Source organism: Shimwellia blattae DSM 4481 = NBRC 105725 (genome assembly GCF_000262305.1).
GTDB lineage: Bacteria > Pseudomonadota > Gammaproteobacteria > Enterobacterales > Enterobacteriaceae > Shimwellia > Shimwellia blattae.
The window spans coordinates 162,554-188,397 of the sequence record NC_017910.1; the positions used below are offsets into that span (position 1 = coordinate 162,554).

The following is a 25,844-nucleotide window of genomic DNA, read 5'->3' on the forward strand; positions in this document are numbered from 1 at the left end:
ATGATGATGGTGTGATGAAAAAAACATACTTCTGGTTTTATGCTGCGCTACTTGGCATCGGGGGGCTTCCGGCCGCGTTGTCATGGGCAGCCCCCGGCCCATTACCCCAGACGCCGGTTGCCGTAAGCACCCCAGCGCCCCCCGTGCCGGGGGAGGATAACCCAGGGGAGGCGGCGCCACAGGCCCCGCAGCGTAGCGCGGTGTTGTCTTTTGCCAGTATCGCACCGGCACCGGGCAATATGACCCTGCGCGGCACCACCTCTGACGGCTATGCGGAGTTCGGCGTGCGCCGTGATGAGGTCGTCTCCGGGGCGCTACTGAATCTGGACGTCACCCCGTCGCCCTCCCTGATCCCGGGATTGTCCCAGCTTAAGATCTACCTGAACGACGAGCTGATGGCGGCCGTGCCGGTAACCCGTGAACAACTGGGTAAGAAAACCCGCCTGCAGATACCGCTGGACCCGCTATATATCACGGACTTTAACCGCATCCACCTGGCGTTTATTGGTCATTACCGGGAAGTGTGTGAAAACCCGGCCAATACGACGTTGTGGATGGACATTGGCCGGGACAGCAACCTGACGCTGACCTACCAGACCCTGGTGGTGAAAAACGATCTTTCGGCGTTTCCGCTGCCGTTTTATGACGCCCGGGATAGCGGGCGCCTGACCCTGCCGGTGGTGTTTGCCGGGGCCCCGGATACCGGGCAGCAAAAGGCCGCGGCTATCCTCTCTTCCTGGTTTGGCACCCGGGCCCAGTGGCGCGGGCAGGTGTTCCCGGTGTTTTATAATCAGCTACCGGAGCAAAACAGCATTGTGTTTGCCACTAACGCCCGGCGCCCGGACTTTCTGAAAGCGCACCCGCCGGTCACCGCGCCGGTTATCGAGATGCGCAGCCACCCGGATAAGCCGTGGATTAAAACGCTGGTGATTTGGGGCCGGGATGATAACGATCTTCTCCAGGCGGTCCGGGGGATCGCCAGCGGAGATGTGTTGCTGCGTGGCGAGCAGGTCACGGTGGATGCGGTAAAACCGCTACAGGCCCGCAAACCTTATGATGCGCCGAACTGGGTACGCACCGACAGCCCGGTGACGTTCGGCGAGCTGAAAACCTACGAGGGTCAGTTACAGTCGGTGGGCCTGCAGCCCTCCTCAATCACCCTGAATCTGAATTTGCCGCCAGATCTCTATCTGTTACGCAGCACCGGCATTGATATGGATCTGAAATATCGTTATACGGCGCCACCGGCCCGGGACAGTTCGCGGATGGACGTCAACCTGAATGATCGTTTCCTGAAGTCCTTCGGGCTGTACCCGAACAGCGAAAATAACCACCTGATGGTGCGCCTGCCCATCCTCCAGGGGCTGCTGGATGCGGGCGCTAACGTGTCTATTCCGGCACTGCGTCTCGGGGCGGCTAACAAGCTGCGTTTTGATTTCCAGTACATGAACCCGATGCCCGGCGGCTCGACAGATAACTGCGTAACGTATCAGCCGGTGTCCAATAAAGTGGTGCTGGATGAAAGCTCCAGCATCGATTTATCGCACTACTACCACTTTATCGCCATGCCGGATCTGCGGGTGTATGCCAGCGCCGGTTTCCCGTTCAGCCGGATGGCGGATCTGTCTGACACCCTGATTGTTGTCCCGGCGCAACCCCGGGCGGACCAGGTAGAGGCGCTGCTCAACGCGGTGGGCACCATAGGCGCCCAGACCGGCACCGCCGCGACCAGCTTGAGTCTGAGTGACAACCCCGCAGAGATGAAAGGGGCAGACAAAGACATCATGATAATCGGCACGCTGCCGCCCGGGATGAAAGATGACTCCCGGGTTAATCTGCTCCTGGAATCCACCCGGGCCTGGGTGAAGACCCCGGTGCGCCAGACCCCTGGCGATAGCGTGCTGCTGCCAGACGACGACAGGGCCGCACATGCGCAGACCACAATGAGCTCCGACGGGCCGATGGCGGCAATCGTCGGCTTCCAGTCCCCCTATAACGATTCGCGCAGTGTGATTGCCCTGCTGGCGGACAGCCCGCGCGGGTACAGTCTACTGAATAACGCCCTGAACGACAGCGGTAAACGGGCGGCGATTGCCGGGTCGGTTGCGGTGATCCGCGAAGCGGACGTACAGGGGATCCGGGTGGGGGACATTTATTATGCGGGGCACTTACCGTGGTTTGAGCGACTGTGGTTTGCCCTGTCTAACCACCCGGTTCTGCTGGCTATTCTTGCGGCCATCAGCGTGGTGTTGCTGGCGTGGGTTCTGTGGCGGCTGCTGCGTATTCTGAGCCGCCGCCGTCTGAAGGGAGACTAATATGCGATGGCGAGGATGTGCGCTGGCCCTGGTGATGGCCTGCGCCACATCCCGGGCCGCGACCTGTCCCTGGCCGGCCTGGGAGCAGTTTAAACAGGATTATCTCAGCGACCAGGGGCGGGTGATTGACGCCAGCGACCCGCGCCAGATAACCACCTCAGAAGGACAGAGCTATGCGCTGTTTTTCGCCCTGGTGGCGGATGACCAGACCACCTTTGACAGGGTGCTGACCTGGACCCGCAACAACCTTGCCCGGGGGGATCTGAGTAAGCACTTACCCGCCTGGCTGTGGGGGCGCCACAGTGCCAGCCAGTGGCAGGTGCTGGATGCCAACAACGCCACTGATGCGGACATGTGGATTGCCTGGGCGCTGCTGGAAGGGGGGCGGATTTGGCATAACGACACCTACACCCGCCAGGGAGAAGACTTACTGAAGCAAATTCGCCAGGAATCTGTCGTCCGGGTGCCGGGTCTTGGTATGGTCCTGTTGCCCGGTAAGCAGGGGTTTGTACAGCCGGGGAGCTGGCGGCTTAACCCCAGCTATCTGCCGCCCCAGGTGCTGGCGCGCATGGTGCGCTACCACGCCCCCTGGTCTGAAATGCGCGCGGCCAATATGGCCTTACTGGTAGATACCGCGCCGCACGGTTATGTGCCGGACTGGGTCGTCTGGAACAAGGGAGAGGGCTGGCAGCTTGGTGTGAAGCCGCCGCTTATCAGCAGTTATGATGCCATCCGGGCTTATCTGTGGGCCGGTATGCTCAGTGACAGCGATCCGGACAAAGCGCGGCTGCTGGACCATTTCGCCCCGATGATCACCGCAACAGCGGCGCGCGGGGCTCCGCCGGAAAAAGCCCGCGTCGCGGACGGCGGGCTGAGCGGTGAGGGCCCGGTCGGATTTTCTGCCGCGCTGCTCCCCGCCCTGCAACACAGCCCGGCGCTACAGGCACAGCGCCAGCGGGTGGCGGTGAACTTTCCCGGCAAAAATGCCTATTACAATTATGTTCTCACGTTATTTGGCCAGGGATGGGATCAACAGCGTTACCGGTTCTCCGTTAACGGGGAGCTGGTATTACCCCAGGATGGATCATGCATAAGTTCTCATTAAGTCTGCTCAGCCTGGTGGTGGGGCTGGTTATTCTCCCCCGGGCCTGGGGCGCCCAGGAGACGGCGAAACAGCATTTGCTGGATCAGGTGCGGCTGGGCGAGTCCAGCCAGCGTGACGATCTGGTGCGCCAGTCACTCCACCGCCTGACGCTGATAGCCCCGGATGATCCGGATGTTATGGCCGCCCGGCTGCGCTATTTGCTGCGCCACGGGGATACGGCTGGCGCCAGTAAGCTGATGGCGCAGATAGGCAAAACGGCCCCCGACAGCCAGGCATACCGGCAGGCGCAAACCAGCGTGGCGTTGTCCTCCCCCCGGGGGCGGGCACAGCTACAACAGGCCCGGCTACTGGGGACCACCGGCCATACCCGCGAGGCTATTGCCGCTTATGACGCGCTGTTTAATGGCCACCCGCCAGACGACTCGCTGGCGGGGGAATACTGGTTGCTGGTGGCGAAAATACCGGCCCGCCATCAGGGGGCGGTAACACAGCTACAGCAACTGTATGCCCGGGCGGCGGGGAATACGGATCTTGGCGGCGCGCTGGCCGGTATGCTGTTCGCCGATAACCGTAACCAGGAGGGGTATAACGTGTTGCGCCAGATGGCGCGCTCCGCTGCCGGGCGCTCTACGGCAGAGCGCCTGTGGTGGGAGCGCGTCAGGGACAAAGCCCCCGGCCCCGCCAGTACGGCGGCCCTGCAACAGTATCTGGCGGTATTCAGCGACGGGGAGAATGCCAGCGCCGCCCGGCAACAGCTTGCGCAGCACCACCAGCCGGTGCAGGTTCCCGCCCCCGGGCGCGCACCTGCAACAGAGCCTCCAACTGAGCGCCCGGTGGCGAAAGCGACCCCCCCTGCCAGTAAGGCACCCACGGTGACACGCAGCAGCCGTTACTGGTCGCTGATAGACCAGGGCGACCAGGCCCTGAAAAACCACGATACGGCGCTGGCGCGCCTGCGCTACCAGCAGGCGCGCAACACGGATCGCCACGACAGCTATGCGCTGCTGGGGCTCGGGGATGTGGCGGTCGCGGAAAAAAACGATCCCGTGGCCGGGGAGTATTACCGGCAGGCGTTACAGCTGGATGCGGGCAACAGCAGCGCGGTGCGCGGGCTGGCTAATATTTACCGCCGCCAGTCGCCGGAAAAGGCCAGTGCGTTTATCGGCACCCTGACCCCGCGCCAGCGGAGCAGTATTGATGATATTGAGCGCAGCCTGCGCGACGACAGCCTCGAACAGCAGGCCGCAGTGCTGGAAAACCAGGGCGAGTGGGCCCGGGCGGCCGCCCTGCACCAGCAGCGGCTGGACAGCAACCCGGACAGTGTCTGGATAACGTACCGGCTGGCAAAAGATCTGGCTGCTGCCGGGCAGCAGGCCCGCGGAGACCAGCTGTTCCGGGCGCTGGCGGCAAAGGAACCCCGGGATCCGGAGCGGATATATGCTCAGGGGCTGTATCTTGCCGCAACAGACAGAGACCGCACCGCCCTGGATGAAATTCACCGCCTGCCCCGCAGCCAGTGGAGCCCAAATCTCCGGGCGCTGGCAGCGCGACTGGAGAGCAACCAGGTGATGGCAGAGGCGAACCGGCTGCGTGACGGGGGCCAGGAGGCGCAGGCCATTGCGTTACTCCGTCAGCAACCACCGGCGGAGCGCTTCACCCTGGCGCTGGCGGAGTGGGCCAGCGAGCGGGGGGATTACCCGCAAGCAGAGCGGGAGTATCAGCGGGCGCTGGCCCGTGACCCGGCCAGTGATGAGGCGCGGCTCGGGCTGGTGGAGACCTTTCTTGCCGCAGGGGATAAGCCACGCGCCCGCCACTACCTGGCGGCCCTGCACCGCCCGGATGACGCCTCCCTCAACAGGGTGCGCCGGGAGGCCCGCGTGCGTAATGCGCTGGGGGATACCGCTACCGCCGGGCAGCTGTATCAGGCCGCCATTGCAGAGGCAAAGCGCCAGCCGCCGTCCATGAGTAGCGCGATGGCCCTGCGCGACGGGGCCCGTTACCAGGCCGCCGGGGGGGCACCTTTGCAGGGGCTGGATACCCTGCGCGATGCGATGGTCGCTGCCGGTATCAGTGATAAGCGCCCGGAGGATAACGACAGCTTCACGCAACTGACCCGTAACGACGCCCGCGATGACTGGCTGAAACGCGGGATCCGCAGCGACGCGGCCGATCTGTACCAGCAGCAGGATGTGCGCGTCACCCTCGATCACGATTACTGGGGCTCCAGCGGCACGCCGGGTTACTCGGATCTTAAAGCCCACACGACCATGCTCCAGCTGGATGCGCCGCTCAGTGACGGCACCGGCTTCCTGCGTGCTGATGTGGTGAATATGGATCCCGGCAGTTTTGGCAGCGAAACGAAGCCGCACTGGGGCACCTGTTATAAAGCGGGCTGTAGCCACTATGGGAGCCAGAGGGCCAGCGGGGTCAGTGTGGCTGCAGGCTGGCATAATGCCACCTGGGCCGGGGATATCGGCACCACCCCGATGGGGTTTGATGTGGTGGACCTGGTCGGGGGATTAAGCTATCGCGGGGATCTGGGCCCGCTGGGCTACACCCTGAATGCTCACCGGCGGCCGGTATCCAGCTCGTTACTTTCGTTTGCCGGGCAGCGCGATCCGAATACCGGTAAAACCTGGGGCGGGGTGCGGGCAACCGGTGGCGGGATCAGCCTGAGCTACGACCAGGGCAAGGCGCACGGTATCTGGTCGAGCCTGAGTGCCGACAGCCTGCAGGGGAAGAATGTGGAGGATAACTGGCGGGTACGCTGGATGACCGGCTATTACTACAAGCTGCTCAATGAGAATAACCGCCGGGTGACCGTGGGGGTGACCAATATGCTCTGGCATTATGATAAAGACCTGAGCAATTACACCCTCGGCCAGGGGGGCTATTACAGCCCGCAGCAGTATGTGTCGTTTGCGCTGCCGGTTATCTGGCGCCAGCGCACGGAGAACTGGTCATGGGAGCTGGGGGGCTCGGTGTCCTGGTCGCACTCGCAAAGCGATACGAACAGGCGCTACCCGCTACAGAATCTGGTGCCGCTCTCGCTGCCCGATCGCAACGCCCCGGAAGAGGGCGGATCGTCCAGCGGGGTGGGGTATACCGCCCGGGCGCTGGTGGAGCGGCGGATCAACAGTCACTGGTCAGTGGGGGCCGGGGTGGATATTCAGCAGGCCAAGGATTACACCCCCAGCCACGGGCTACTTTTTGTGCGTTATTCGTTCGGCGGCTGGATGGGCGATATGGCGTTGCCACCGCAACCGCTGGTGCCTTATGCAGACTGGTAAAAAAGCGCCAATTAGCCGCAGATCAGACGCAAAGTCCCCGCAATGCAGTATACTCTGCCGCGTGTGGTCATCATGGAGAGGGTGACCACTCCCTGATAGTCCATGTGGAGAGTGAACTTGCGAGTCAGCCGTTCTTTAACGATCAAACAAATGGCCACGGTTTTTTCCGTGTCCCTGGTGTTTATCGCTGTTTTTATTATTATTTTGCTTTTTCACTTTACGCAGCAAAATCGCTATACGGTCGCCACCCAGATGGAAAGTATTGCGCGCTCGGTGCGCGCCCCTCTGTCGGCGGCGATCCTGAAGGCCGATATCCCCCAGGCCGAATCCATTCTGATGCAAATTCCGCCGTCCGGTATTGTCGGGCGTGCCGATGTGGTGCTGCCTAACCAGTTCCAGGCACTGCATATTAACTTCGCCACCGAGCACCCGGTGCCGCTGCTGATGGCGCGCCTGTTTGAGCTGCCGGTGCAAATTTCGCTGCCGCTCTATTCCCTGGAGCGCCCGGCGAACCCGCAGCCGCTGGCCTACCTGGTGTTGCAGGCGGACTCCTGGCGGATGTACCGCCACATTATCAGTATTATCTCAACCCTGGTGACCACCTGGCTGATGCTGGTGCTGGTGGTGACCGTGGCGGTGACCTGGTGTATTAACCGCCTGATGGTCCACCCGCTGCGCAATATTGCCCAGGAGCTGCACGGGCTGGAGCGCAGCCAGGTGGCGGGCCACCAGCTGAAACTCGGGGCGCTGCACCGGGATGATGAAATTGGCCTGCTGGTGCGCAGCTATAACCGCAACCAGCAGCAGATCAGGCGCTTACTGGAAGAGAAAGAAAAACTCGCCACCCATTTCCCGCTCTCTGAGCTGCCCAACAAGGCGCTGTTACTGGCGCTGCTGGAGCAGACAACCAAAGAGGGCAAAGCCCCGGCGTTGCTGGTTGTCAGCAGTGAAACCCTCCAGGAAGTGGTGGGGGTGTTAAAAGAGAGCCAGCGCGAGACGCTGCTGCTGACGGTTATCTCCCGCCTGAAGGGCTGCCTGGGGGCTGATATGACCCTGGCGCAGATGAATCAGTATGATTTTGCGGTGATTTGCCCGCAGCAGAGCGATCCCTGGGCGATGATGACCCTCGCGCGCCAGATACTGGCGGCGCTGCACGAGCCGTTGCCCCTTCAGAATCTGCACCTGCGCCCGACGGCCAGCATCGGCATTGCCATGTGGGCACAGGCGCTGGGGGCGGAGCAACAATACCGCCGGGCCATGTCCGCCGCCCTTGCGGCGCGGCGCTTTGGCCGCAACCAGGTGCAGTTTTATGAGCCGGAGCAACTGCAGCGGGCCCAGCAGCGCCTGGCCCAGGAGAGCCATATTCTCAACGCCCTGGAAACCGGGCAGCTGGCTATCTGGCTGCAGCCGCAGGTGGATATCCTCAGTGGCACCCTGCTCGGGGCGGAAGTGCTGCTGCGCCAGCACCAGGAAGACGGCCAGTGGTCCCAGCCGGATACACTGCTGGAGCAGGCGGAAGCCTGCGGGCTGATAATGACCGTCGGGATCTGGATGCTGGACGCCTCTGCACGCCTGCTGGCCAGCTGGCAGCAGCGCGGTGTGATGCTGCCGCTGAGCATTAACCTGTCGGCGCTGCAACTGGTCACGCCGGACGTGGTGGCCCAGCTTGGCGAGCTGTTGCAGCGTTACCGTATCCAGCCCGGCACGCTGATTCTGGAAGTGACGGAAAACCGGCGGGTGGACGACCCGCAGGCGGCGATCAACATTCTGCGCCCGCTGCGTGACAAAGGCGTGCGTATCGCGCTGGATGACTTCGGCATGGGCTATGCCAGCCTGTACCAGTTCCACCAGAATAAAGCGACCCCGGTAGATATCCTGAAAATTGACAAGGCGTTCGTTGACCTGTTACCGGACAATAACAGTGTCGCCAGCCTGATCATGGACGCCGCCGGGCGGCTGAATCTTGACGTGGTGGCACAAGGGGTGGAAAACGACGCGCAGCAGCGCTGGCTGCAGGAGGCCGGTGTGCAGGTGGTGCTGGGGCAGCAGTTTGCCGAGCCCCTCTCGCCGGATACCTTTGCCACCCGCTATCTCCATAGCCCGGCTTTCCTTACTACAGATTCCATCACTAAAATTCATCAAAACGTGCTGAGTTACGAAAAAAAATAACATTTCTGTTTCATATGTGATGCCTGTTCATTTCTGAAATGTTTCAAAGGTGTAAATTCGGAGCCGTCAGCCTGGGTCACTGCGACGCAGGCTGTGACTATCCCTCTGAAGGACACCCTATGAAAATTTCATTTTTCAAAAGCCTTTACGTTCAGGTGCTGACCGCTATTGTCATCGGTATTTTACTGGGACACTACTGGCCGGAACTGGGCGCACAGATGAAACCGCTGGGCGATGCGTTCGTTAAACTGATAAAAATGATTATCGCGCCGGTTATTTTCTGTACTGTTGTGACCGGTATTGCCGGTATGGAAAGCATGAAAGCCGTGGGCCGCACCGGGGCCGTGGCGCTGCTTTACTTTGAAGTGGTCAGTACGGTTGCGCTGATTATCGGCCTGGTGATTGTGAATATCATTCAGCCCGGTGCCGGTATGAACGTGGACCCGGCCAGCCTGGACGCGCAGGCGGTGGCGATGTACGCCCAGCAGGCCCAGGAGCAGGGGGTGGTCGCATTCCTGATGGATGTGATACCCGCAAGCGTGGTGGGCGCTTTTGCTGGCGGTAATATTCTGCAGGTGCTGCTGTTTGCCGTGCTGTTTGGCTTTGCGCTGCATCGCCTTGGCAGCAAAGGCCAGCTGATTTTTAACGTGATTGAGAGCTTCTCACAGGTTATTTTCGGCATCATCAATATGATCATGCGCCTGGCGCCCATCGGTGCGTTCGGGGCCATGGCATTTACCATCGGCAAATACGGGGTGGGGAGCCTGGTACAGCTCGGTCAGCTGATTATCTGCTTCTATATCACCTGTATTCTGTTTGTGGTGGTGGTGCTGGGGTCGATTGCCCGGGTGACTGGCTTTAACATTTTCAAATTTATCCGCTATATCAAAGAAGAGCTGCTGATCGTGCTGGGGACCTCGTCGTCGGAGTCTGCCCTGCCGCGCATGCTGGATAAAATGGAAAAGCTGGGCTGTAAGAAGTCGGTCGTGGGTCTGGTTATTCCGACCGGGTACTCGTTTAACCTCGACGGTACATCTATCTACCTGACTATGGCGGCGGTCTTTATTGCCCAGGCCACCAACAGCCATATGGATATCTTCCACCAGATCACTTTGCTGGTGGTGCTGCTGCTCTCTTCTAAAGGGGCGGCGGGCGTGACCGGCAGCGGCTTTATCGTACTGGCGGCCACCATTTCTGCCGTCGGGCATTTGCCGGTGGCGGGCCTGGCGCTGATCCTGGGTATCGACCGCTTTATGTCTGAAGCCCGTGCGCTGACCAACCTGGTGGGTAACGGTGTGGCGACGGTCGTGGTGGCGAAGTGGGTAAAACAGCTGGATGAAACCCAGCTGCAGAAAACCCTGGATAACCCGCCCTCCGCTGACTCACAAAAAGTTCCTTCCTGATATCCTGTCCGGCCGCAGCCACTTGCCCTGGCTGCGGTCGCTTCGCATAATTGGCGCGGCGTATCATCCGCGCGTTGCTCCCGCGATTGTCCGGTGTCCGCACCCGCTGAAAAATTTAATGCTCCGCAGGACTTTTTTCGTTATTCGTGGTCTAACAGCGATGATGCGTCATTCTGGCGGTACTGATAACGCCGCCATTGCAGTTTTTTTAACCGGGAATGTTGATCAGGGGTTTACATGCAGGGCAAAACAATTCGACTTTTGACAGGGGCGCTGCTGATGGTTGCCGTCAGTGGATCTGTACAGGCCGATCCGCTCCAGCCTGATCCGGCCTGGCAGCAGGGAACATTGTCGAATGGTTTTCGCTGGCAGGTGCTTGCCACCCCCCAGCGCCCCAGCGACCGGGTGCAGGTGCGCCTGATGGTGGACATCGGCTCGCTGGCAGAAACCACCCAGCAGAGCGGTTACAGCCGCGCGCTGGCCAGTATGGCGCTCCAGCGCAATGTGCCGGGGGCCGCCCCGGGCGCGTTCTGGCAGCAGAGTGTTGATCCCCGACACGGGATGGCCCCTGCCGTTGTCTCTTATGATGTGACCCGCTACAACCTCAGCCTGCCTAACGGGCGCAATGACTTACTCAAAGAGGCTTTTGACTGGCTGGCCCACACGGCGGGCCAGTTGCCGATCACCCCCCAGCGGGTTGCCCACTTGCCGGGCGCGGAGAGCGCAACCGTTGGCACCTGGCCGGAAAACCCGCGCGACGCCTGGTGGCGCTACCGGCTGAAAGGCTCGGTGCTGCTGGGCCACGATCCCTCCGCCCCGCTGAAGCAGCCGCTGGACGCCGCCGGGCTGAGCAGCTTTTACCACAAGTGGTACACGCCAGACGCCATGACCCTTATCGTGGTCGGCAATGTGGACAGCCGCAGCGTGGCAGAGCAGATAGCTAAAGTCTTTGGCGAGCTGAAAGGCAAGCGCGAGACCCCGGCACCGGTGCCGGCGATTTCGCCCCTGCGCCGCGAGGCGGTAAGCCTGGTCAGCGAACATCTGACCCGGGATCGGGTGGCGATTATGTGGGATAACCCGTGGACCCCCATCCGTGATTCTGCGGCCCTGCTGCGCTACTGGCGGGCAGATCTGGCTCGTGAAGCGCTGTTCTGGCATGTCCAGCAGAGCCTGAGCAAAAACAATATCCGCGATATGGATCTGGGGTTTGACTGCCGGGTGCTCTACCAGCGTGCCCAGTGCGGCATTAATATTGATACCCCGGGGGAACGGCTGGAGGCCAATTTCGCCGCGGTCGTTAAAGAGCTGGAAAAGGTTCACCAGAAGGGGCTGGAGCAGGAAGAATTTAACGCGCTGGTGGCGCAAAAAAATCTCGAACTGCAAAAACTGTTTGCCATGTACGGGCGTACCGACACCGGGATCCTCACCGCCCAGCGCCTGCGTTCATTGCAAAACCAGGTGGTGGATATTGCGCCGGAGCAGTACCAGGCACTGCGCCAGGATTTCCTGAACAAGCTCACGGTCACCAGTATCAACCAGGAGCTGCGCCAGGTCCTCTCCCAGCAGATGGCGATTATTTTGCAGCAGCCGAAAGGCGAGCCGGAGTTTGATGTGAAATCGCTTCAGGCTATCTGGGACGGGTTAATCAAACCCGTTGCGGCAGGCGGTGCGGCAGATACAGTCGCACCGGATGACGTGGCGCCAGACGCTTCAGACATTCCGCCCGGCCAGTAGCGGGGCCGGCCGTCGGGAGAGATAAAAAAAACAGGTGCCGCGGCACCTGTTTTTTTGTGGTTAATGGTCAGGCTGGCATGGCCTCGCGGGGGATTATCGCCCCGCGATACTGAATAACCGTGCTGGCCGTCAGGTGGCCGCGCTGTGCCGCAGCGGCAGTGCTGCCACCGGTCAGGCGTACGGAGAGATACCCGGCGCTGAACGAATCCCCGGCGGCGGTGGTGTCCACCACGCGCTCTTTGGGCAGTTTCACCGCCGGTACTTCTACCAGCGGCTGGCCTTTTTCTGCCACCAGGCAGGAGTCGGCACCGCGTTTAATAACCACTTCGCTGACGCCAGCGGCCTGGGTGCGGGCAATCACTTCATCAACCGGTTTTTCCCCCCACAGGGCGTCTTCGTCATCCAGGGTGAGGAACGCAATATCGGTGCAGCTCAGCATCTGCTGGTAAACCTGCTGCGTCTCTTCTTTGCTGGCCCACAGGCGCGGGCGATAGTTGTTATCAAAAATCACTTTGCCGCCGTTTGCGCGGCACTGGCGCAGCAGGCCGAGCAGTTTTTCACGACTCTGAGGGCTGAGGATAGCCAGGCTTATCCCGCTCAGGTAGAGGTAGTCAAACGTCGCCAGCTGCGCGCAGATGGCGTCGGCGTCGGCGCTTTCCAGCCAGTAGCGGGCTGCGGCTTCGTTACGCCAGTAGTAGAAGGTGCGCTCGCCGGTGGCGTCCGTTTCAATGTAGTACAGGCCCGGCAGGCGGTTTTCCATGCGCTGGGTCAGTGAGGTATCCACATTCTCTGCCTGCCAGGCATCCAGCATCTGCTGGCTGAAACTGTCCTGGCCCAGGGCGGTAACGTAGTGCACGCTCAGGGCCTGCGGGGCCACCTGGCGGGCAATATAGACCGAAGTATTCAGGGTATCGCCGCCAAATCCGCGGCTGACACTGGAGCCCTTTTCGGACAGCTCAATCATACATTCGCCAATAACGGCAATTTTCTGCGTTGACATAGTTTTGAATACCAGAATGAGGAAATATGCAGCTAGTTTGAGCCGCCATGTCCGGTGAGTCAAATATTTTAAAACATCGTTTTGATAAACTTTGAGCTAAACGAAAGTTCGGGGAGAATTCCGCCCGGAAAAGGGCGTAGCGCCTGTTACAGCCGCTGTCAGCCAGCCGTAACAGGCGCGATTTACCCGCGAGCGGGTAATAACCGGAAACTTATAACGCCTGGTGGCGGGTCTCTTTGCTGTACCACAGGGCGATAAGGGTAATGGTCGCCATGGCCGCCAGATAAACGCCCACCCAGAATAACCCCCAGTTCGCCTGTAGCCAGGTGGCGATATAGGGCGCGACCGAGGCCCCGAGGATCGACGCCATATTATAAGAGAAGGATGCCCCGGTGTAGCGCACCTCTGTGGGGAAGAGCTCCGGCAGCAGTGCGCCCATGGGGCCGAAGGTCAGCCCCATCAGGCTAAGCCCGATAACCAAAAACAGCATCACCCGGGCCGGGCTGCCGGAGCCCAGCAGCGGCACAAACAGGCACAGGGCAAACAGCAGGATCAGGCTGGTTATTACCAGCATGCAGCTGCGGCGGCCGGTGTTGTCCGCCAGCCAGCCGGATACCGGCACCATCAGGCCAAAGCCGAGCACGGCGAGCATCAGCATCCACAGCACGTCGTTACGGGAGAAGCCAAGGCCCGCCGGGGCCGGGGTGGTGCTGTAGGTCATGGAGTAGACCGTCATAATATAAAACAGGGTGTAGGTGGCGAGCATAATCAGGGTGCCGATGATAGTGGCCCTGAGATGCTGGCTGAGCAGGGTGCCCAGCGGGATTTTTACCTGCTTACCGGCCCTGGCGATTCTGGCGAATACCGGGGTTTCATGCAGCGAGACGCGCACATACAGGCCAATGATCACCAGCACCGCCGAGAGTATAAACGGCACCCGCCAGCCCCAGGACATAAACTGCTCGTCGCTCAGCAGCCAGGAGAGCAGCAAAAAGGTGCCGTTGGCAAAGAAAAAGCCAATCGGGGCACCCAGTTGCGGGAATGAGCCATACAGCGCCCGCTTATGGGGCGGGGCGTTTTCGGTAGCCAGCAGGGCCGCACCGCCCCATTCGCCACCCAGCCCCAGCCCCTGACCAAAGCGCGCCAGTGCCAGCAGCAGGGGGGCGAAAATCCCGATACTTTCATAGCCCGGCAGTAACCCGATAACCACCGTAGAGATCCCCATCGTCAGCAGGGAGGCCACCAGCGTGACTTTGCGGCCCACCCGGTCGCCAAAGTGACCAAACAGGGCTGAGCCGATTGGCCGCGCCACAAAGGCGATGGCAAAGGTAGCCAGAGACTGTAGCGTGGCGGCGGTGGCATCCCCCTGGGGGAAAAAGATATGCGGGAAGACAATCACCGCAGCAGTGGCGTAGATGTAGAAGTCGAAGAATTCAATGGCGGTGCCCACCAGGGAGGCAATCACCACTTTGCTGCGCGGGTTAACCGGCAGAGACTGGGAGTCCGCAGGGGCGGCGATGGAGGCTTGCATAGGCTTTTTTCTTATTAACAGGCGAACGAATCGCCATATTACGCACAGCAAAAGTGTGATTTCAACGGCCGGAACGGGGCGAAATTGCCTGAAAAATCGCCATAAAGCGAATAATTTTCACTCAGTGAAATTTAACGGCAGATAGCGCTGTGGCGTAAGCATCGCGCAGTGGATAACACCAGATTCAGGTTAAATAAAAGTTACAGAATAGTCGGGTGTGCGGTATACCCCCGGCCAGGGCCGGGGGAGGCGGGCTCAGACAGGGGGGTTGCCTTCTGCCCGGGGGGGATCATCCTGGTAGCGGGCGGTGGCAATCCAGGAGGCGCAGAACAGGATCAGGCGGGCAAAGAAATAGAAAAAGGCCATCAGCCCCAGTACCGAGCCAAAGGCCGCCCCGGAAGGGGAAGAGACCAGTTTGGGCAGGGTGAAGGTCATGATGATTTTCAGCACTTCAAAGCCAATGGCCGCCAGTAGGGTGCCGCGCAGCAGCGCTTTTTTGCGCGGCCGGTGGCGCGGCAGGCGCCAGAAGATCCAGAAGAACAGCAAATAGTTCGCAAAGACCGAGATAGACAGGCCAATCAGCCGCCAGGCGGGTTTTAACCAGCCGATGGCATCCAGATGCAGGATATTAATAATGGTCTGCTGGGCCGCACCGGAGATGGACGTTATCGACAGGGTGATTATCAGGGCAATTAAGAGCCCCACCAGGGCGACCATGTCGCGCAGGTATTTCACCCAGATTTTTTCTTTGTCGTCAGGGTTGCGCTCCCACACGTCCCGAAACTGGGCGCGGACCGCTTCGCGCAGGTTACCCATCCAGTTTATGCCTGAGTAGAGCGCGACCAGCAGCCCCACCAGCCCGACGGCCGTGCGCTGCTGCACGGCGGTATTAATGGTGTTTTGCAGGGTGGCGGCAAGGGTCGGATCGCTGACGTTGCTCAGAATGCGCGCGAAGATATCCTCCAGCAGTGTCGGGTGCGAGGCGAGGATATACCCCCCGGCGGCGAAGGCGACCATCAGCATCGGGATCAGGGATAAAAACGAAAAGTAGGTGATGGCCGCGCCAAACTGGTTGCCCATCCGGTCGTTAAAGCGCTCGGTGGCGCGCAGGAAGTGGGCAACAACCGGGTTGCGCTCCACGTGGTTAACGGCCTTTTTTACCCCGTTAAGCGTGGTCTGTACGGTGTCACTGCGGTTATTTTCTGCCGCGGCAGGTTCATGCTCCACAGCACCTGTCGCCCGGGAGGTTTTTTGCTCCGGTGTCGTCATGTGTTGGTTTCCTTGTCATGCGGGGCGTGAATTTTAATAAAATTATAGCGTTAATACTAATCCACCGGGGCTTTCGTTGCATCACTGTGGCGGGCTATGCGCCACTGAAGCACCGGCCGGGCCGCTTCAGTGGCGATAATGGTACGAGAGCGAAGGTTAGTCGACAATAAACAGTGTCGCCCCGGTTTGGCGCTACGGGCAACCCTCAGCCCGCCGGTTCACCATACAGGCTTATCAGCCGCCGGGTGACGCCGTTTGTCCAGCCGAAGCCATCCTGCAGCGGGTACTCACCGCCGCCCCCGACCCGGGGCGTCTCCCCGGAAATATTATATTTTTCAACCACCTTGTTTGATGTACGGTAAACCCGGTTTACCGTGGAGAGCCAGTTATGGGCTATCTCATCGGCCAGGCCATCCTGGCCGTAATTTTTCAGCCCCTGGATAGCCATCCACTGTAACGGGGCCCAGCCGTTGGGTTTATCCCACTGTTCGCCGCTTTCGATGTCGGTTGCGAGGATCCCCCCCGGCGAAAGCAGGCGCAGGCGCAGATGCATGGTCAGACGCCGGGCCTGTTCGTGGCTTGCCAGCAGCACAAACAGCGGTACTACGCTTGCGGCGGAAAAGGCCGCCGGGCGCTGGCGTCGCCAGTCGTAATCGTGATACAGGCCGTTAATGTCGTCCCACAGGTAGCGGTTGATCGCCTCCCGGCGGTCGGCGGCTTTGGCGAAAAACAGGCGCTGGGTCTCTTTCTCACCTTTGAGCCCGGCAATATTGGCGATGGTGGTCTCCAGCTTAAACAGGAAGGCGTTCAGATCGATGGGGATAAACTGGGTGGTACGAATACTGGCCAGCCGGTCCTGGTCTCGCAGCCAGCGTGAGGAGTAGTCCCAGCCGGAGGCCGCCCCGGCCCGCAGATCCCGGTATACTTCGCTGGCGGGTCGCCCGGAGAGGCGCGCAGTCTGGATATCTTCAAGCCAGGATTCATCCCGGGGGGTGTCCCGGTCATCCCAGTAGCGGTTAAGTAGCGAGCCGTCCGGCATGCGCACCACGTGGCGATAGGCCTGGTTATCCGCCAGGGCCTCGGCCCCGTCCATCCAGTAGCTGTACTCTTTGCGTAAATGCTCAAGGTAGCGCCGGGCGCCGCGTACCCCGTCTTCTTCAAACAATTCCACCATCAGGGCAAAGACCGGCGGCTGGGAGCGGCTCAGATAGTAGGTGCGGTTGCCGTTGGGAATGTGGCCGTAGTTTTCCAGCAGCCAGGCGAAGTTGTCCGCCATATTGCGCAGCAGATCGTCCCGCCCGCTGTCCACCAGGCCGAGCATGGTGAAGTAGGAATCCCAGTAGTAGGTTTCGGTAAAGCGCCCGCCGGGCACAATATAGGGCCGGGGAAGGGGCAGGAGTGATGAGTCTTCATAGTGCTCGCGCGGGGTGCGGGTGAGCACCGGCCACAGGGTGTCGATATGCTCCAGCAGGGTCAGGGACGGGTCCGCCACGTAGCGATCGCCGTCGGGCTTTGGCATATGGAAGTGGGCCTCCACAAAGACCTTCAGGTTAAAGCCGCTCACCCGCCGTGCCCGGCGGTAGTTAATCAGAATGGTGAGCGGATCCATCTTCGGGGCGCAGTCGGGGAAGGTTTTGCTGTCCGGAAACAGCCGCGAGGACTGCACATGTTCGAACAGCTCCAGGTAGCGATCCGCCGGCGTCAGGGCATCGGACGCGGGCAACCCTTCAATGATCTCCGGCTCTGGCTCGGCATCGATCATCTCGTCGAGTTTCAGCTCACAGGGATCCTGCTCCCAGGGGATCTCCTGCTCAGCAATCAGCGCAGACGGGGTGGTGCGGGCGTTCTGGATTGGCATAGTGACGGCTCCTCCGGTTGCCAGACAAATTATCGCAGCGGCGACGTGTGCTCCTTATTAAGGGTAGTCAGATTGTTGGCGGTGCGGCACACCGCGTGCGCTAACTTTGCAACGATTTATTAAAACGCCCCTTCAGATCGGCGGGAACGGGCCAGTGCGAACCAGACTGCCAGCGCCAGCCCCAGCAGCAGAACACTGGCCGCCCCGAGGGCCAGACTGTGGGAGAGGCTGAACGCGTGGCGCGCAGCCTGAGCCAGGTGCTGACCTGTTTGCGCATCCAGCTGCCCGGCCAGGGCCATGGCCTCCCCGATGGACGAGGCGGCCTGGCGGGAGAGGGGGGCCGCCAGCCCGTCGGGCAGGATAATCGCCGCCGTAAAGCTGCGGCTTAACAGCAGCCCGAACAGGGCGACCCCCAGCCCGGCCCCCAGCTCATAAGCCATGGTTTCGATGGCGCCCGCCGCGCTGGCCTTTTCCGGTGGGGCGGCGGCCATGATGGCCGCGGTGGAGGCCAGCAGCGCGCTGGCGACGCTAAACCCGAGGAGCGCCATCAGAGCCCAGGCCTGGTACGGCTGGCTGGCAAAATCCGTGGCCGATAACCCGGCAAAGCTCAGCCCGCTGAGCAACATGCCGCCTGCGGCCACCCGGCGCAGCCCGCAGCGGGAGACCAGAACCCCGGCCACCGGCCCGCTGATACCGCTGGCCAGCATCACCGGCAGCATAAACGCGCCCGCTGCCAGCGGGGTAAACCCGTGCACGAACTGGAGCTCCTGGGCCATCATCAGCTCAAAGCCCACCAGGGTTATCATGGCGACCATCGCCATCATAATGCCGCAGAAGATCACCCGGTGGCCGAACAGGCGGATGTCGATCATCGGCCGCGCCAGGCTCAGCTGGGTGCGGATAAAACGCCACAGCAGCAGTGCGCCGACCGCCAGCGCCGGTAGGGTGACACCCAGGGGCTGGGTGCCTTTGAGCAGGGTTTTCAGGCTGTAGATAATCAGCAGGATGGCGGCTATCAGCATCAGCGCGTGGCGCAGGTTAACCGGCTGGCCGGGCCTGCCCTGCTGAACCGGCACCAGAAAACGGGTGAGCAGCATCACCACCAGAATAATCGGAACGTTGACCAGAAACACCGATCCCCAGTAGAAGTGCTCCAGCAGAAAGCCGCCGATAAGCGGGCCAAAGGCCGCCCCGCCGGAGCCCACCGCCGCCCAGATCCCCAGGGCGATATTGCGCTGGCCGGTATCGGCAAAGAGGGTGCGGATTGCCGCAAGGGTTGCCGGAACAATCATCGCCGCCCCCACGGCCAGCAGACCCCGGGCGGCGATAAGCCAGCCCGCTCCCGGTGCGAGGGCCGCCGCCAGTGAGGCCAGGCCGAACAGGGCGCTGCCGGTCAGCAGCAGGCGTTTAAAACCGATGCGATCCCCCAGTGCCCCCATGGGCAGCACCATGCCCGCCATGATCAGCGAGTAGATATCAATAATCCACAGCAGCGTATTGCTGCTGGCCCCGAGCCGGGTGCTCAGGGTCGGGGTCGCCACGTGCAGCACGGTGGCGTCGATCGCCACCGGAATATACACCAGCACCACAATGAATAAGGTTAACCACGGGCGCAGCCGGGCCCATAACATGCGCATACTCTCACCCTGAAAATGAATTTGAACAAGCGTCCAGTTTGCTATTCTGACCATCAATTGAACGCATGTCCAACTTTTTGCTATGCTGGCCCGCAGGCAGCAACTGAGGTGAGCATGAGTTATCTGAATAAAACACAGCGGCGGGAAATTATCCTGGAGGCCGCCGGGCGCGTGGCGCTGAGCGAAGGGCTACAGGCCATGACGGTGCGCCGCATTGCCAGCGAGGCGCAAATTGCCACCGGGCAGGTGCACCACCATTTTGCCTCCGCCAGCGCCTTAAAGGCCGAGACGTTCGTACGCCTCAGCGAGCAACTGCTGGACACCTACCGCCAGAAGCCCGCCACCAGCAGCTGGCGGGAGTGGCTGCACCAGGTGCTGGGCAGTGACACGAGCGGCTCAAGTGAGTATCTGGCCCTGTGGCGCGATGCCCAGCAGGAAGCAGGGCACGACCCGCTCATCCGCGAGGCCTATATCCAGTCGATGCTGGCGTGGCACCAGGAGGTGGTGGCGGTGATCCGCGCCGGGATGGCCGGTGGCGGGTTCAGCACCAGCGGTGAGCCGGACAGTATCGCCTGGCGGCTGATTGCCCTGAGCTGCGGCATGGACGGGATCTACCTGCTGGGGATTGCCGGTATTGACGACCGGGCGTTTTATCAGCACCTGGATGCGGCCATTACCCGGGAGCTGGCACCTGCCGCGCTGTAAAACTGAGCACCCGGTACCCGGGCCGGGGTTTTTCGCTGTCCATTAGCCATCTTCCTATAGTGCCGCCGGGCGCTAAGGCCTATCCTTGCCGGTTTTTATCAGTGAGTCAGTCAGGTAATTACCGTTAATGGTGTTGCTAAGAGATGAGATCCGCGATCATTTAGCGGAAAAAAGACTGTTTGCCCGCCGCGCGGTAACCTCCCTTCTGCTGGTTGTGGTCTGTTTCGGGATACTGGTTGCGAACCTGTGTCGCCTGCAAATCAGAGAGCATGATTTTTACCAGACCCGCTCCGAGCAAAACGCCATCAAAATGTTGCCGGTGGCCCCGACCCGGGGGCTGATTTTTGACCGTAACGGCACGGCGCTGGTGCGCAATATTACCCTGTTCCGCCTGCAGGTGATCCCCGGGAAAACCGCCAGTATCAGCCAGATGCTCCAGGCGCTGACCCCGGTTGTGCACCTTACACCGGAGGAGGTCGCCAGCTTTCGCAATGCGCTGCACCACAATAGCCGCTATAAGTCCATTACCCTTAAAGACCGGCTCAGTGAGGTCGAGGTGGCGCGCTTTGCGGTCAATGAGTTCCGCTTTCCCGGGGTCACGGTGGAGACCTATCAGGAGCGCGAATACCCCTTCGGATCCGCCCTGGCCCATGTGGTGGGGTATGTCTCTAAGATTAATGACCACGACCTTGAGCGCCTGAGCCGCGACGGTGAGGCGGAAAACTACGCCGCCGACCACAATATCGGTAAGCAGGGGATTGAGGGCTACTATGAAAAAGCCCTGCACGGGACCACCGGTTACCAGGAGGTGGAGGTCGATAACCACGGGCGCATTGTGCGCACGTTAAAAGTGGTGCCGCCCCAGGCCGGAGAGGATCTCTACCTGACCCTGGACGTGCGCTTACAGCAGTATATTGAGACGGTGCTTAAAGGCCAGCGCGGGGCGGTGGCAGTGGTGGACCCCCGGGATGGCGGCGTACTGGCGATGGTCTCCAGCCCCAGCTATGATCCCAGCCCCTTTGTGAAGGGGATCAGCGCGCCGGCGTACCGCGCACTGCTCTCCGACCCGGACCGGCCACTGATCAACCGGGTGACCCAGGGGCTGTATCCGCCCGCCTCCACGGTGAAACCCTATATGGCGGTTTCGGCGCTTTCTGCCGGGGTTATCACCCCGGGGACGCGCTTTTTCGGGGCCCCTACCTGGACCTTACCCGGCACTCAGCGCCGCTATCGCGACTGGCTGAAAACCGGCCACGGTATGCTCAATGTGACCAAAGCGATTGAGGAGTCTGCCGATACCTTCTTCTACCAGGTGGCTTACCAGATGGGCATCGACAGGATCCACACCTGGATGAGCAAATTCGGCTACGGGCAACGGACCGGTATTGATCTGAATGAAGAGTACGCCGGGGTGCTGCCCAGCCGGGAGTGGAAAAAGCGCGTACATAAAAGTATGTGGTATCAGGGGGATACGGTCTCTGTGGGGATCGGGCAGGGCTACTGGATAGCCACCCCGGTGCAGATGGTTAAAGCGCTGACCACCTTACTGAATAACGGCAAGGTGAAGGATCCGCATTTGCTGTATTCCATGGCCAGCGGCACCCGGGTGATGCGGTATCAGCCACCGGCGCAGACACCACAGGTGGGCGATCCGAACTCCCCCTACTGGAATATTGTGCGCAACGGTATGTACGGCATGGCAAATTTACCTAACGGCACCGGGTATAAGATGTTTCACTCGGCCCCTTATGGCATTGCGGCAAAATCAGGGACATCCCAGGTGTTCAGCCTGCGCCAGAACCAGGTCTATAACGCGCGGATGATCCCGGTACGCCTGCGCGACCATATTTTTTATACCCTGTTTGCTCCCTACCAGCATCCGAAGGTGGCAATGGCGCTGATCCTGGAAAATGGCGGTGGTGACGGGGTGGTGGCCGGGCCGGTGGCAAGGAAGATCCTTGATCATATCTTCCTGCCCGGCCACGGTATGGCGGAAACGCCGCCCGGCCTCCCGGGGGATGCGCCGCCCGCAGAGCGCGACGCACTTCCCCCGGGCGACAGTGACGGCGCCCGGTAGCCCCGGGCGTTATTTTATTCCGTTCTCAAACAGTCTGGCATCGGTAGCCAGGCTGTCTATTACGCCTTTCAGGGTCTCCATGGTGACTGCCTGCTGGGAGTTAGAGAGCTGTTTCCCGTTCCCTTTACGCAGCACTTTTATCAGCACCTTCCCGGTGACAGAGTCAACCGCTTCGGCTTCGAAGTAGAGGTGGGTATCCTGGGTACGATACCCGGTGACCACCTGCCCGGCGGCCAGCACCATGGTGACCGGCAGCACTTCATAGAACTGCATGGATTCATTGCTGGTATTCACCGCGGTAATGGCGCTGCGGATGATGAGCGTTTTCGGCCCCGGTTTGGTGGTGAGCGTGAAGCGGGACTGCAGGGATGACTTCAGCTTCTGGTCGGCATAGTTGCGGACCTGGTTGAGGGTCTCCTGGGAAACCTGAGGGCCCGGGCGCGGGGTCGGGTAGTAGGTGACCGGGTTATAAATTAACTTGTCGTAGTTTGCGAAGTTTACTGTGGGATCAACCCAGCGCAGGACCGGCTGGCCCGAGGCGCTGACGGCTTCCGTCAACCCGCTGTAGTCTTTAAGAAAGCCGGAGTATTGTTGCTTTTCTGTCCGGCTGGAGCTGCACCCGCTGAGCATGACGCCCGCAGTGACCAGTGCGCAAAGCAGTTTAGCTGTGGAATTCAGGTTCATGGTTATGGTCTCTGTCTTATAAAGTGGGATCCCGGGATATTATTGAGGTTATTTCCACGGGTAATTAATGACGATTTCCTGTACACCGTTAATAACAAACTGCACACCCATACAAACCAGTAAAAAGCCCATCAGCCGGGAGATGGCATCAATGCCGTTTTTTCCTACCAGACGCATGATGGTATTTGAGCTTAGCAGGCTGCCCCACAAAATAATGCTCAGCAGAGCAAATATCAGCGGCGGCGCCACCCAGATAACCCACTCCGGGAAAATACTTTTGTCGTTAATGGTTGAGGCGGAGCTGATAATCATGGCGATGGTGCCGGGCCCGGCGGTGCTGGGCATCGCCAGGGGCACAAACGCGATATTTGCCGCAGCCCGCGGTGCTGTGGTGGCGGGCTCCGGGCGTACCGGGGCCGGGAATAGCATTCGAAAGCCAATAAACATCACGATTAAGCCACCGGCGATACGCAACCCGGGAATAGAGATACCAAAGGTATTCATCACCACCTGGCCTGCATACCAGGCCACCATCAGAATAATAAACACATACAGGCTGGCCATGGCAGACTGCTGGCGGCGCTCGGCGTGGGTCATTTCACCAGAAAGGCCGAGGAATAAAGCAACCGTGGTTAGCGGGTTAGCCAGGGGCAGTAATACGGCCAGCCCCAGCAGGATGGCCTCAATTAATTCGAACATAATTTACCTGACAGGCACGGCCTGAATCTGACCAGCCAGCGGCTGGCACATACGTAATGAGTGTCTGCGCATGATGTCGTTGCGGTACTTACGCTGACGATGCGGCCCGGCATTACCCCTATTTATAATGCAGAGAGTATAGCCCGCTGTAATCATAACGGGTTATTTTTAGCGCCTGTCTCATTCTGTGCGAAATTAATTGAAGTGTATCAATGAGTTATTTTGGCGACGTTATATTTTTGCTGTTTGTTATTTAGCCATATTTTTATATTTGGCCGGTCTTCCTGGCGGGTAAAAATAAGGTTTATCGCATTTAAGCGTGGCAGCTGAAGCCTTTCCCAAAGGGTGGTTTTGGCGAATAGCGATTCGCAGGCGCCTCAGGCATTGTGCCGGGATCTGGTCTATGTACGTTTAGTGAAAAGGTTCCGCTCCCCGACCCCCGGTATTTCTTTTTCGCGGGACTGGAAAACCCCTACGGTACAACAACACAGTTTCAGCGGCTGAAATGCCGCTGAATGTCAGTTAATGGCCGCGAGGGTGTTAAACCCCCGCATAAAGGCAATCGGCGGAAACGCAGGTGCAGCTCAAGGACTGGCTGCCAGGATGGCAGCCAGAAGGAAGGTTGAGGCATGGATGCCGAATCCTGACTGGTCCGCCAGAGCAAGCCGGAGTTGCAGCGAACCGCGCAGCGGCGATTGACCGCGGGCCGGCGAGGTCTCCAGGAGGGGGCCGGCCCCCCCTCCTGGAACGCGACCAGGTTCCGCACACAACATATGAGTGCCCATCGTTGGGGAGCGGAACCCGTTCATCGGGCGTTCATATGCCCGAACCTGAAGCGGGCGAGAATCGCTATTCTCACAAATCACCCTTTGGGAAATATCACGCTAACCTGCGATGAACCAAAAATAAGGGCCAGTGTTTACTGGCCCCGGGTCTGTCAGCGGTACTGAATCGCGTGGGAATGCCCATTAGCGCATGGTGACAAACTCTTCTGCTGCTGTCGGGTGAATAGCCACCGTATTGTCGAAGTCTTTTTTAGTCGCGCCCATTTTCAGCGCTACGGCAAAGCCCTGGAGCATTTCATCCATGCCGGAGCCGATGCCGTGGATCCCGACGATTCGCTCCTCCGGCCCGGTGCAGACCAGCTTCATCCGGCACGGCTGGCGGTGCGTGGTTACCGCGGTATACATGGCGGTAAAGGAGGAGGTGTAAACCTTCACCTGAGCATCACCGAACTGCTCCCGGGCCTGGGGCTCCGTCAGCCCCACAGTACCAATAGGCGGGTGGCTGAACACCACGGTGGGAATATTGCTGTAGTCGAGATGCTCGTCCGGCTTGTTGTTAAACAGGCGTTCAGACAGGCGGCGGCCCGCCGCCACGGCGACCGGCGTCAGCTCAACGGCACCGGTATTGTCACCTACCGCGTAGATCCCCGGCACGCTGGTATTCTGGAATTTATCCACCTCGATATAGCCCCGGGCGTTGGTTTTTACGCCGGTCACTTCCAGATTGATCCGGTCGTTCGCCGGTTCGCGGCCAATGGCCCAGATCAGGCAGTCTACTGTCTGGCTGCGGCCATCTTCCAGGTGCAGGGTCAGGCTGCCGTCGCTGTTTTTAACCACCTCACGGGGGATGGCCTGGGTGTGCAGGGTCGGCCCTTCGGTGTTCATCACTTCCACCAGGGTATCGACAATCAGCGGGTCAAAATTGCGCAGCGGCGCGTGTTTGCGCACAAACAGGTGGGTCTCCTGGGCTCCCAGCCCGTTAATCACCCCGGCCAGTTCGACGGCAATATACCCCGCGCCAACGACCGCCACGCGCTGTGGCAGCTCGGGCAGTGCAAAGAAGCCGTTGGAATCAATACCGTACTGGGCTCCCGGAATAGTCGGGTGGCTGGGGCGCCCGCCGGTGGCTATCAGAATATGATCTGCGCTGATCTGCTCGCCATTCACCTCTACCGTGTGGGCATCCACAAAGCGGGCGAAACCTTCGATAACGTCAACGTGGTTTTTGGTAAAAACGTTATTGTATGAGGTGTGGATCCGGTCGATATACGCGCTGCGGCTGGCGACCAGGCGCTGCCAGTCCAGCTGGTTTAAGGTGGTATCAAAGCCGTAATCCGGCCCGTAGAGGCGGATAGCCTCTGAAATTTGCGCCGCGTGCCACATGACCTTTTTCGGCACACAGCCCACGTTGACGCAGGTGCCGCCGATGGCGCTGGCTTCGATAATGGCGCACTTCTTACCGTACATGGCTGCCCGGTTAACTGATGCGATACCGCCGCTACCACCACCGATAGCAAGATAATCGTAATGTCTGGTCATGGCTATTCTCCGACAAACCTGTCAATCAAATATGTATCCGGGAC

At 60.3% G+C, this 25,844-nt stretch carries 16 protein-coding genes; 8 read left to right on the forward strand and 8 right to left on the reverse strand.

The annotated features are described in order from the left end of the window. Positions 1-14 precede the first annotated feature (14 nt). From bcsB to EBL_RS00740, 6 genes are all read left to right on the forward strand, one after another. Positions 15-2,315 (forward strand): cellulose biosynthesis cyclic di-GMP-binding regulatory protein BcsB, encoded by a 2,301-nt coding sequence (bcsB, locus tag EBL_RS00715; RefSeq protein ID WP_002440636.1) that lies wholly within the window; start codon positions 15-17, stop codon positions 2,313-2,315. Between the two features lies 1 nt (position 2,316). Continuing rightward, entirely contained in the window at positions 2,317-3,420 is a 1,104-nt protein-coding gene (bcsZ, locus tag EBL_RS00720) for a cellulose synthase complex periplasmic endoglucanase BcsZ (RefSeq protein WP_002440635.1), read from the forward strand. Next, positions 3,402-6,710 (forward strand): cellulose synthase complex outer membrane protein BcsC, encoded by a 3,309-nt coding sequence (gene bcsC / locus EBL_RS00725; RefSeq protein ID WP_002440634.1) that lies wholly within the window; start codon positions 3,402-3,404, stop codon positions 6,708-6,710. The genes bcsZ and bcsC overlap by 19 nt, the downstream gene beginning before the upstream one ends. A gap of 117 nt (positions 6,711-6,827) precedes the next feature. Further along, positions 6,828-8,879, forward strand: a complete 2,052-nt coding sequence (locus EBL_RS00730) for an EAL domain-containing protein (protein ID WP_217995383.1) — start codon at positions 6,828-6,830, stop codon at positions 8,877-8,879. 119 nt (positions 8,880-8,998) lie between these two features. Beyond that, positions 8,999-10,282: a dicarboxylate/amino acid:cation symporter gene (locus EBL_RS00735; protein ID WP_002440632.1), complete on the forward strand. Its 1,284-nt coding sequence runs from the start codon at positions 8,999-9,001 to the stop codon at positions 10,280-10,282. Positions 10,283-10,519: 237 nt separating this feature from the next. Continuing rightward, the gene (locus EBL_RS00740; protein ID WP_002440630.1) at positions 10,520-12,016 is read left to right on the forward strand and encodes a M16 family metallopeptidase; all 1,497 of its coding nucleotides are present in this window, start codon (positions 10,520-10,522) and stop codon (positions 12,014-12,016) included. Positions 12,017-12,083: 67 nt separating this feature from the next. Here EBL_RS00740 and kdgK read toward each other — a convergent pair whose 3' ends face one another. The 5 genes from kdgK to EBL_RS00765 all read right to left on the reverse strand — a co-directional run bounded on the left by kdgK (position 12,084) and on the right by EBL_RS00765 (position 19,311). After that, a complete protein-coding gene (gene kdgK, locus EBL_RS00745) occupies positions 12,084-13,016 on the reverse strand; it encodes a 2-dehydro-3-deoxygluconokinase (protein WP_002440628.1) in 933 nt (310 codons plus the stop codon). 211 nt (positions 13,017-13,227) lie between these two features. Continuing rightward, on the reverse strand, positions 13,228-14,547 hold the full coding sequence (locus EBL_RS00750) for an MFS transporter (RefSeq protein WP_002440626.1): 1,320 nt from the start codon (positions 14,545-14,547) through the stop codon (positions 13,228-13,230). A gap of 255 nt (positions 14,548-14,802) precedes the next feature. Continuing rightward, positions 14,803-15,816: an inner membrane protein YhjD gene (yhjD, locus tag EBL_RS00755; protein WP_002440624.1), complete on the reverse strand. Its 1,014-nt coding sequence runs from the start codon at positions 15,814-15,816 to the stop codon at positions 14,803-14,805. 205 nt (positions 15,817-16,021) lie between these two features. After that, positions 16,022-17,674 (reverse strand): alpha,alpha-trehalase TreF, encoded by a 1,653-nt coding sequence (treF, locus tag EBL_RS00760; protein WP_002440622.1) that lies wholly within the window; start codon positions 17,672-17,674, stop codon positions 16,022-16,024. A 119-nt stretch (positions 17,675-17,793) separates the two neighbouring features. Beyond that, positions 17,794-19,311 (reverse strand): SmvA family efflux MFS transporter, encoded by a 1,518-nt coding sequence (locus tag EBL_RS00765; protein ID WP_002440620.1) that lies wholly within the window; start codon positions 19,309-19,311, stop codon positions 17,794-17,796. Positions 19,312-19,425: 114 nt separating this feature from the next. Here EBL_RS00765 and EBL_RS00770 point away from each other — a divergent pair, with 114 nt between their 5' ends. Next, entirely contained in the window at positions 19,426-20,016 is a 591-nt protein-coding gene (locus EBL_RS00770) for a TetR family transcriptional regulator (protein WP_002440618.1), read from the forward strand. A 127-nt stretch (positions 20,017-20,143) separates the two neighbouring features. Then, positions 20,144-22,093, forward strand: a complete 1,950-nt coding sequence (gene mrdA, locus EBL_RS00775) for a penicillin-binding protein 2 (RefSeq protein WP_002440617.1) — start codon at positions 20,144-20,146, stop codon at positions 22,091-22,093. A 9-nt stretch (positions 22,094-22,102) separates the two neighbouring features. On the opposite strand, the gene EBL_RS00780 is transcribed toward mrdA, so the two are convergent. The 3 genes from EBL_RS00780 to gorA form a co-directional block, all read right to left on the reverse strand. Further along, positions 22,103-22,777, reverse strand: coding sequence for a DUF3313 domain-containing protein (locus EBL_RS00780; RefSeq protein ID WP_002440616.1), 675 nt, complete (start codon positions 22,775-22,777; stop codon positions 22,103-22,105). Positions 22,778-22,825: 48 nt separating this feature from the next. Further along, positions 22,826-23,476: a MarC family NAAT transporter gene (locus EBL_RS00785; RefSeq protein ID WP_002440615.1), complete on the reverse strand. Its 651-nt coding sequence runs from the start codon at positions 23,474-23,476 to the stop codon at positions 22,826-22,828. Between the two features lie 968 nt (positions 23,477-24,444). After that, the gene (gene gorA, locus EBL_RS00790) at positions 24,445-25,800 is read right to left on the reverse strand and encodes a glutathione-disulfide reductase (protein WP_002440610.1); all 1,356 of its coding nucleotides are present in this window, start codon (positions 25,798-25,800) and stop codon (positions 24,445-24,447) included. Positions 25,801-25,844 lie beyond the last annotated feature (44 nt).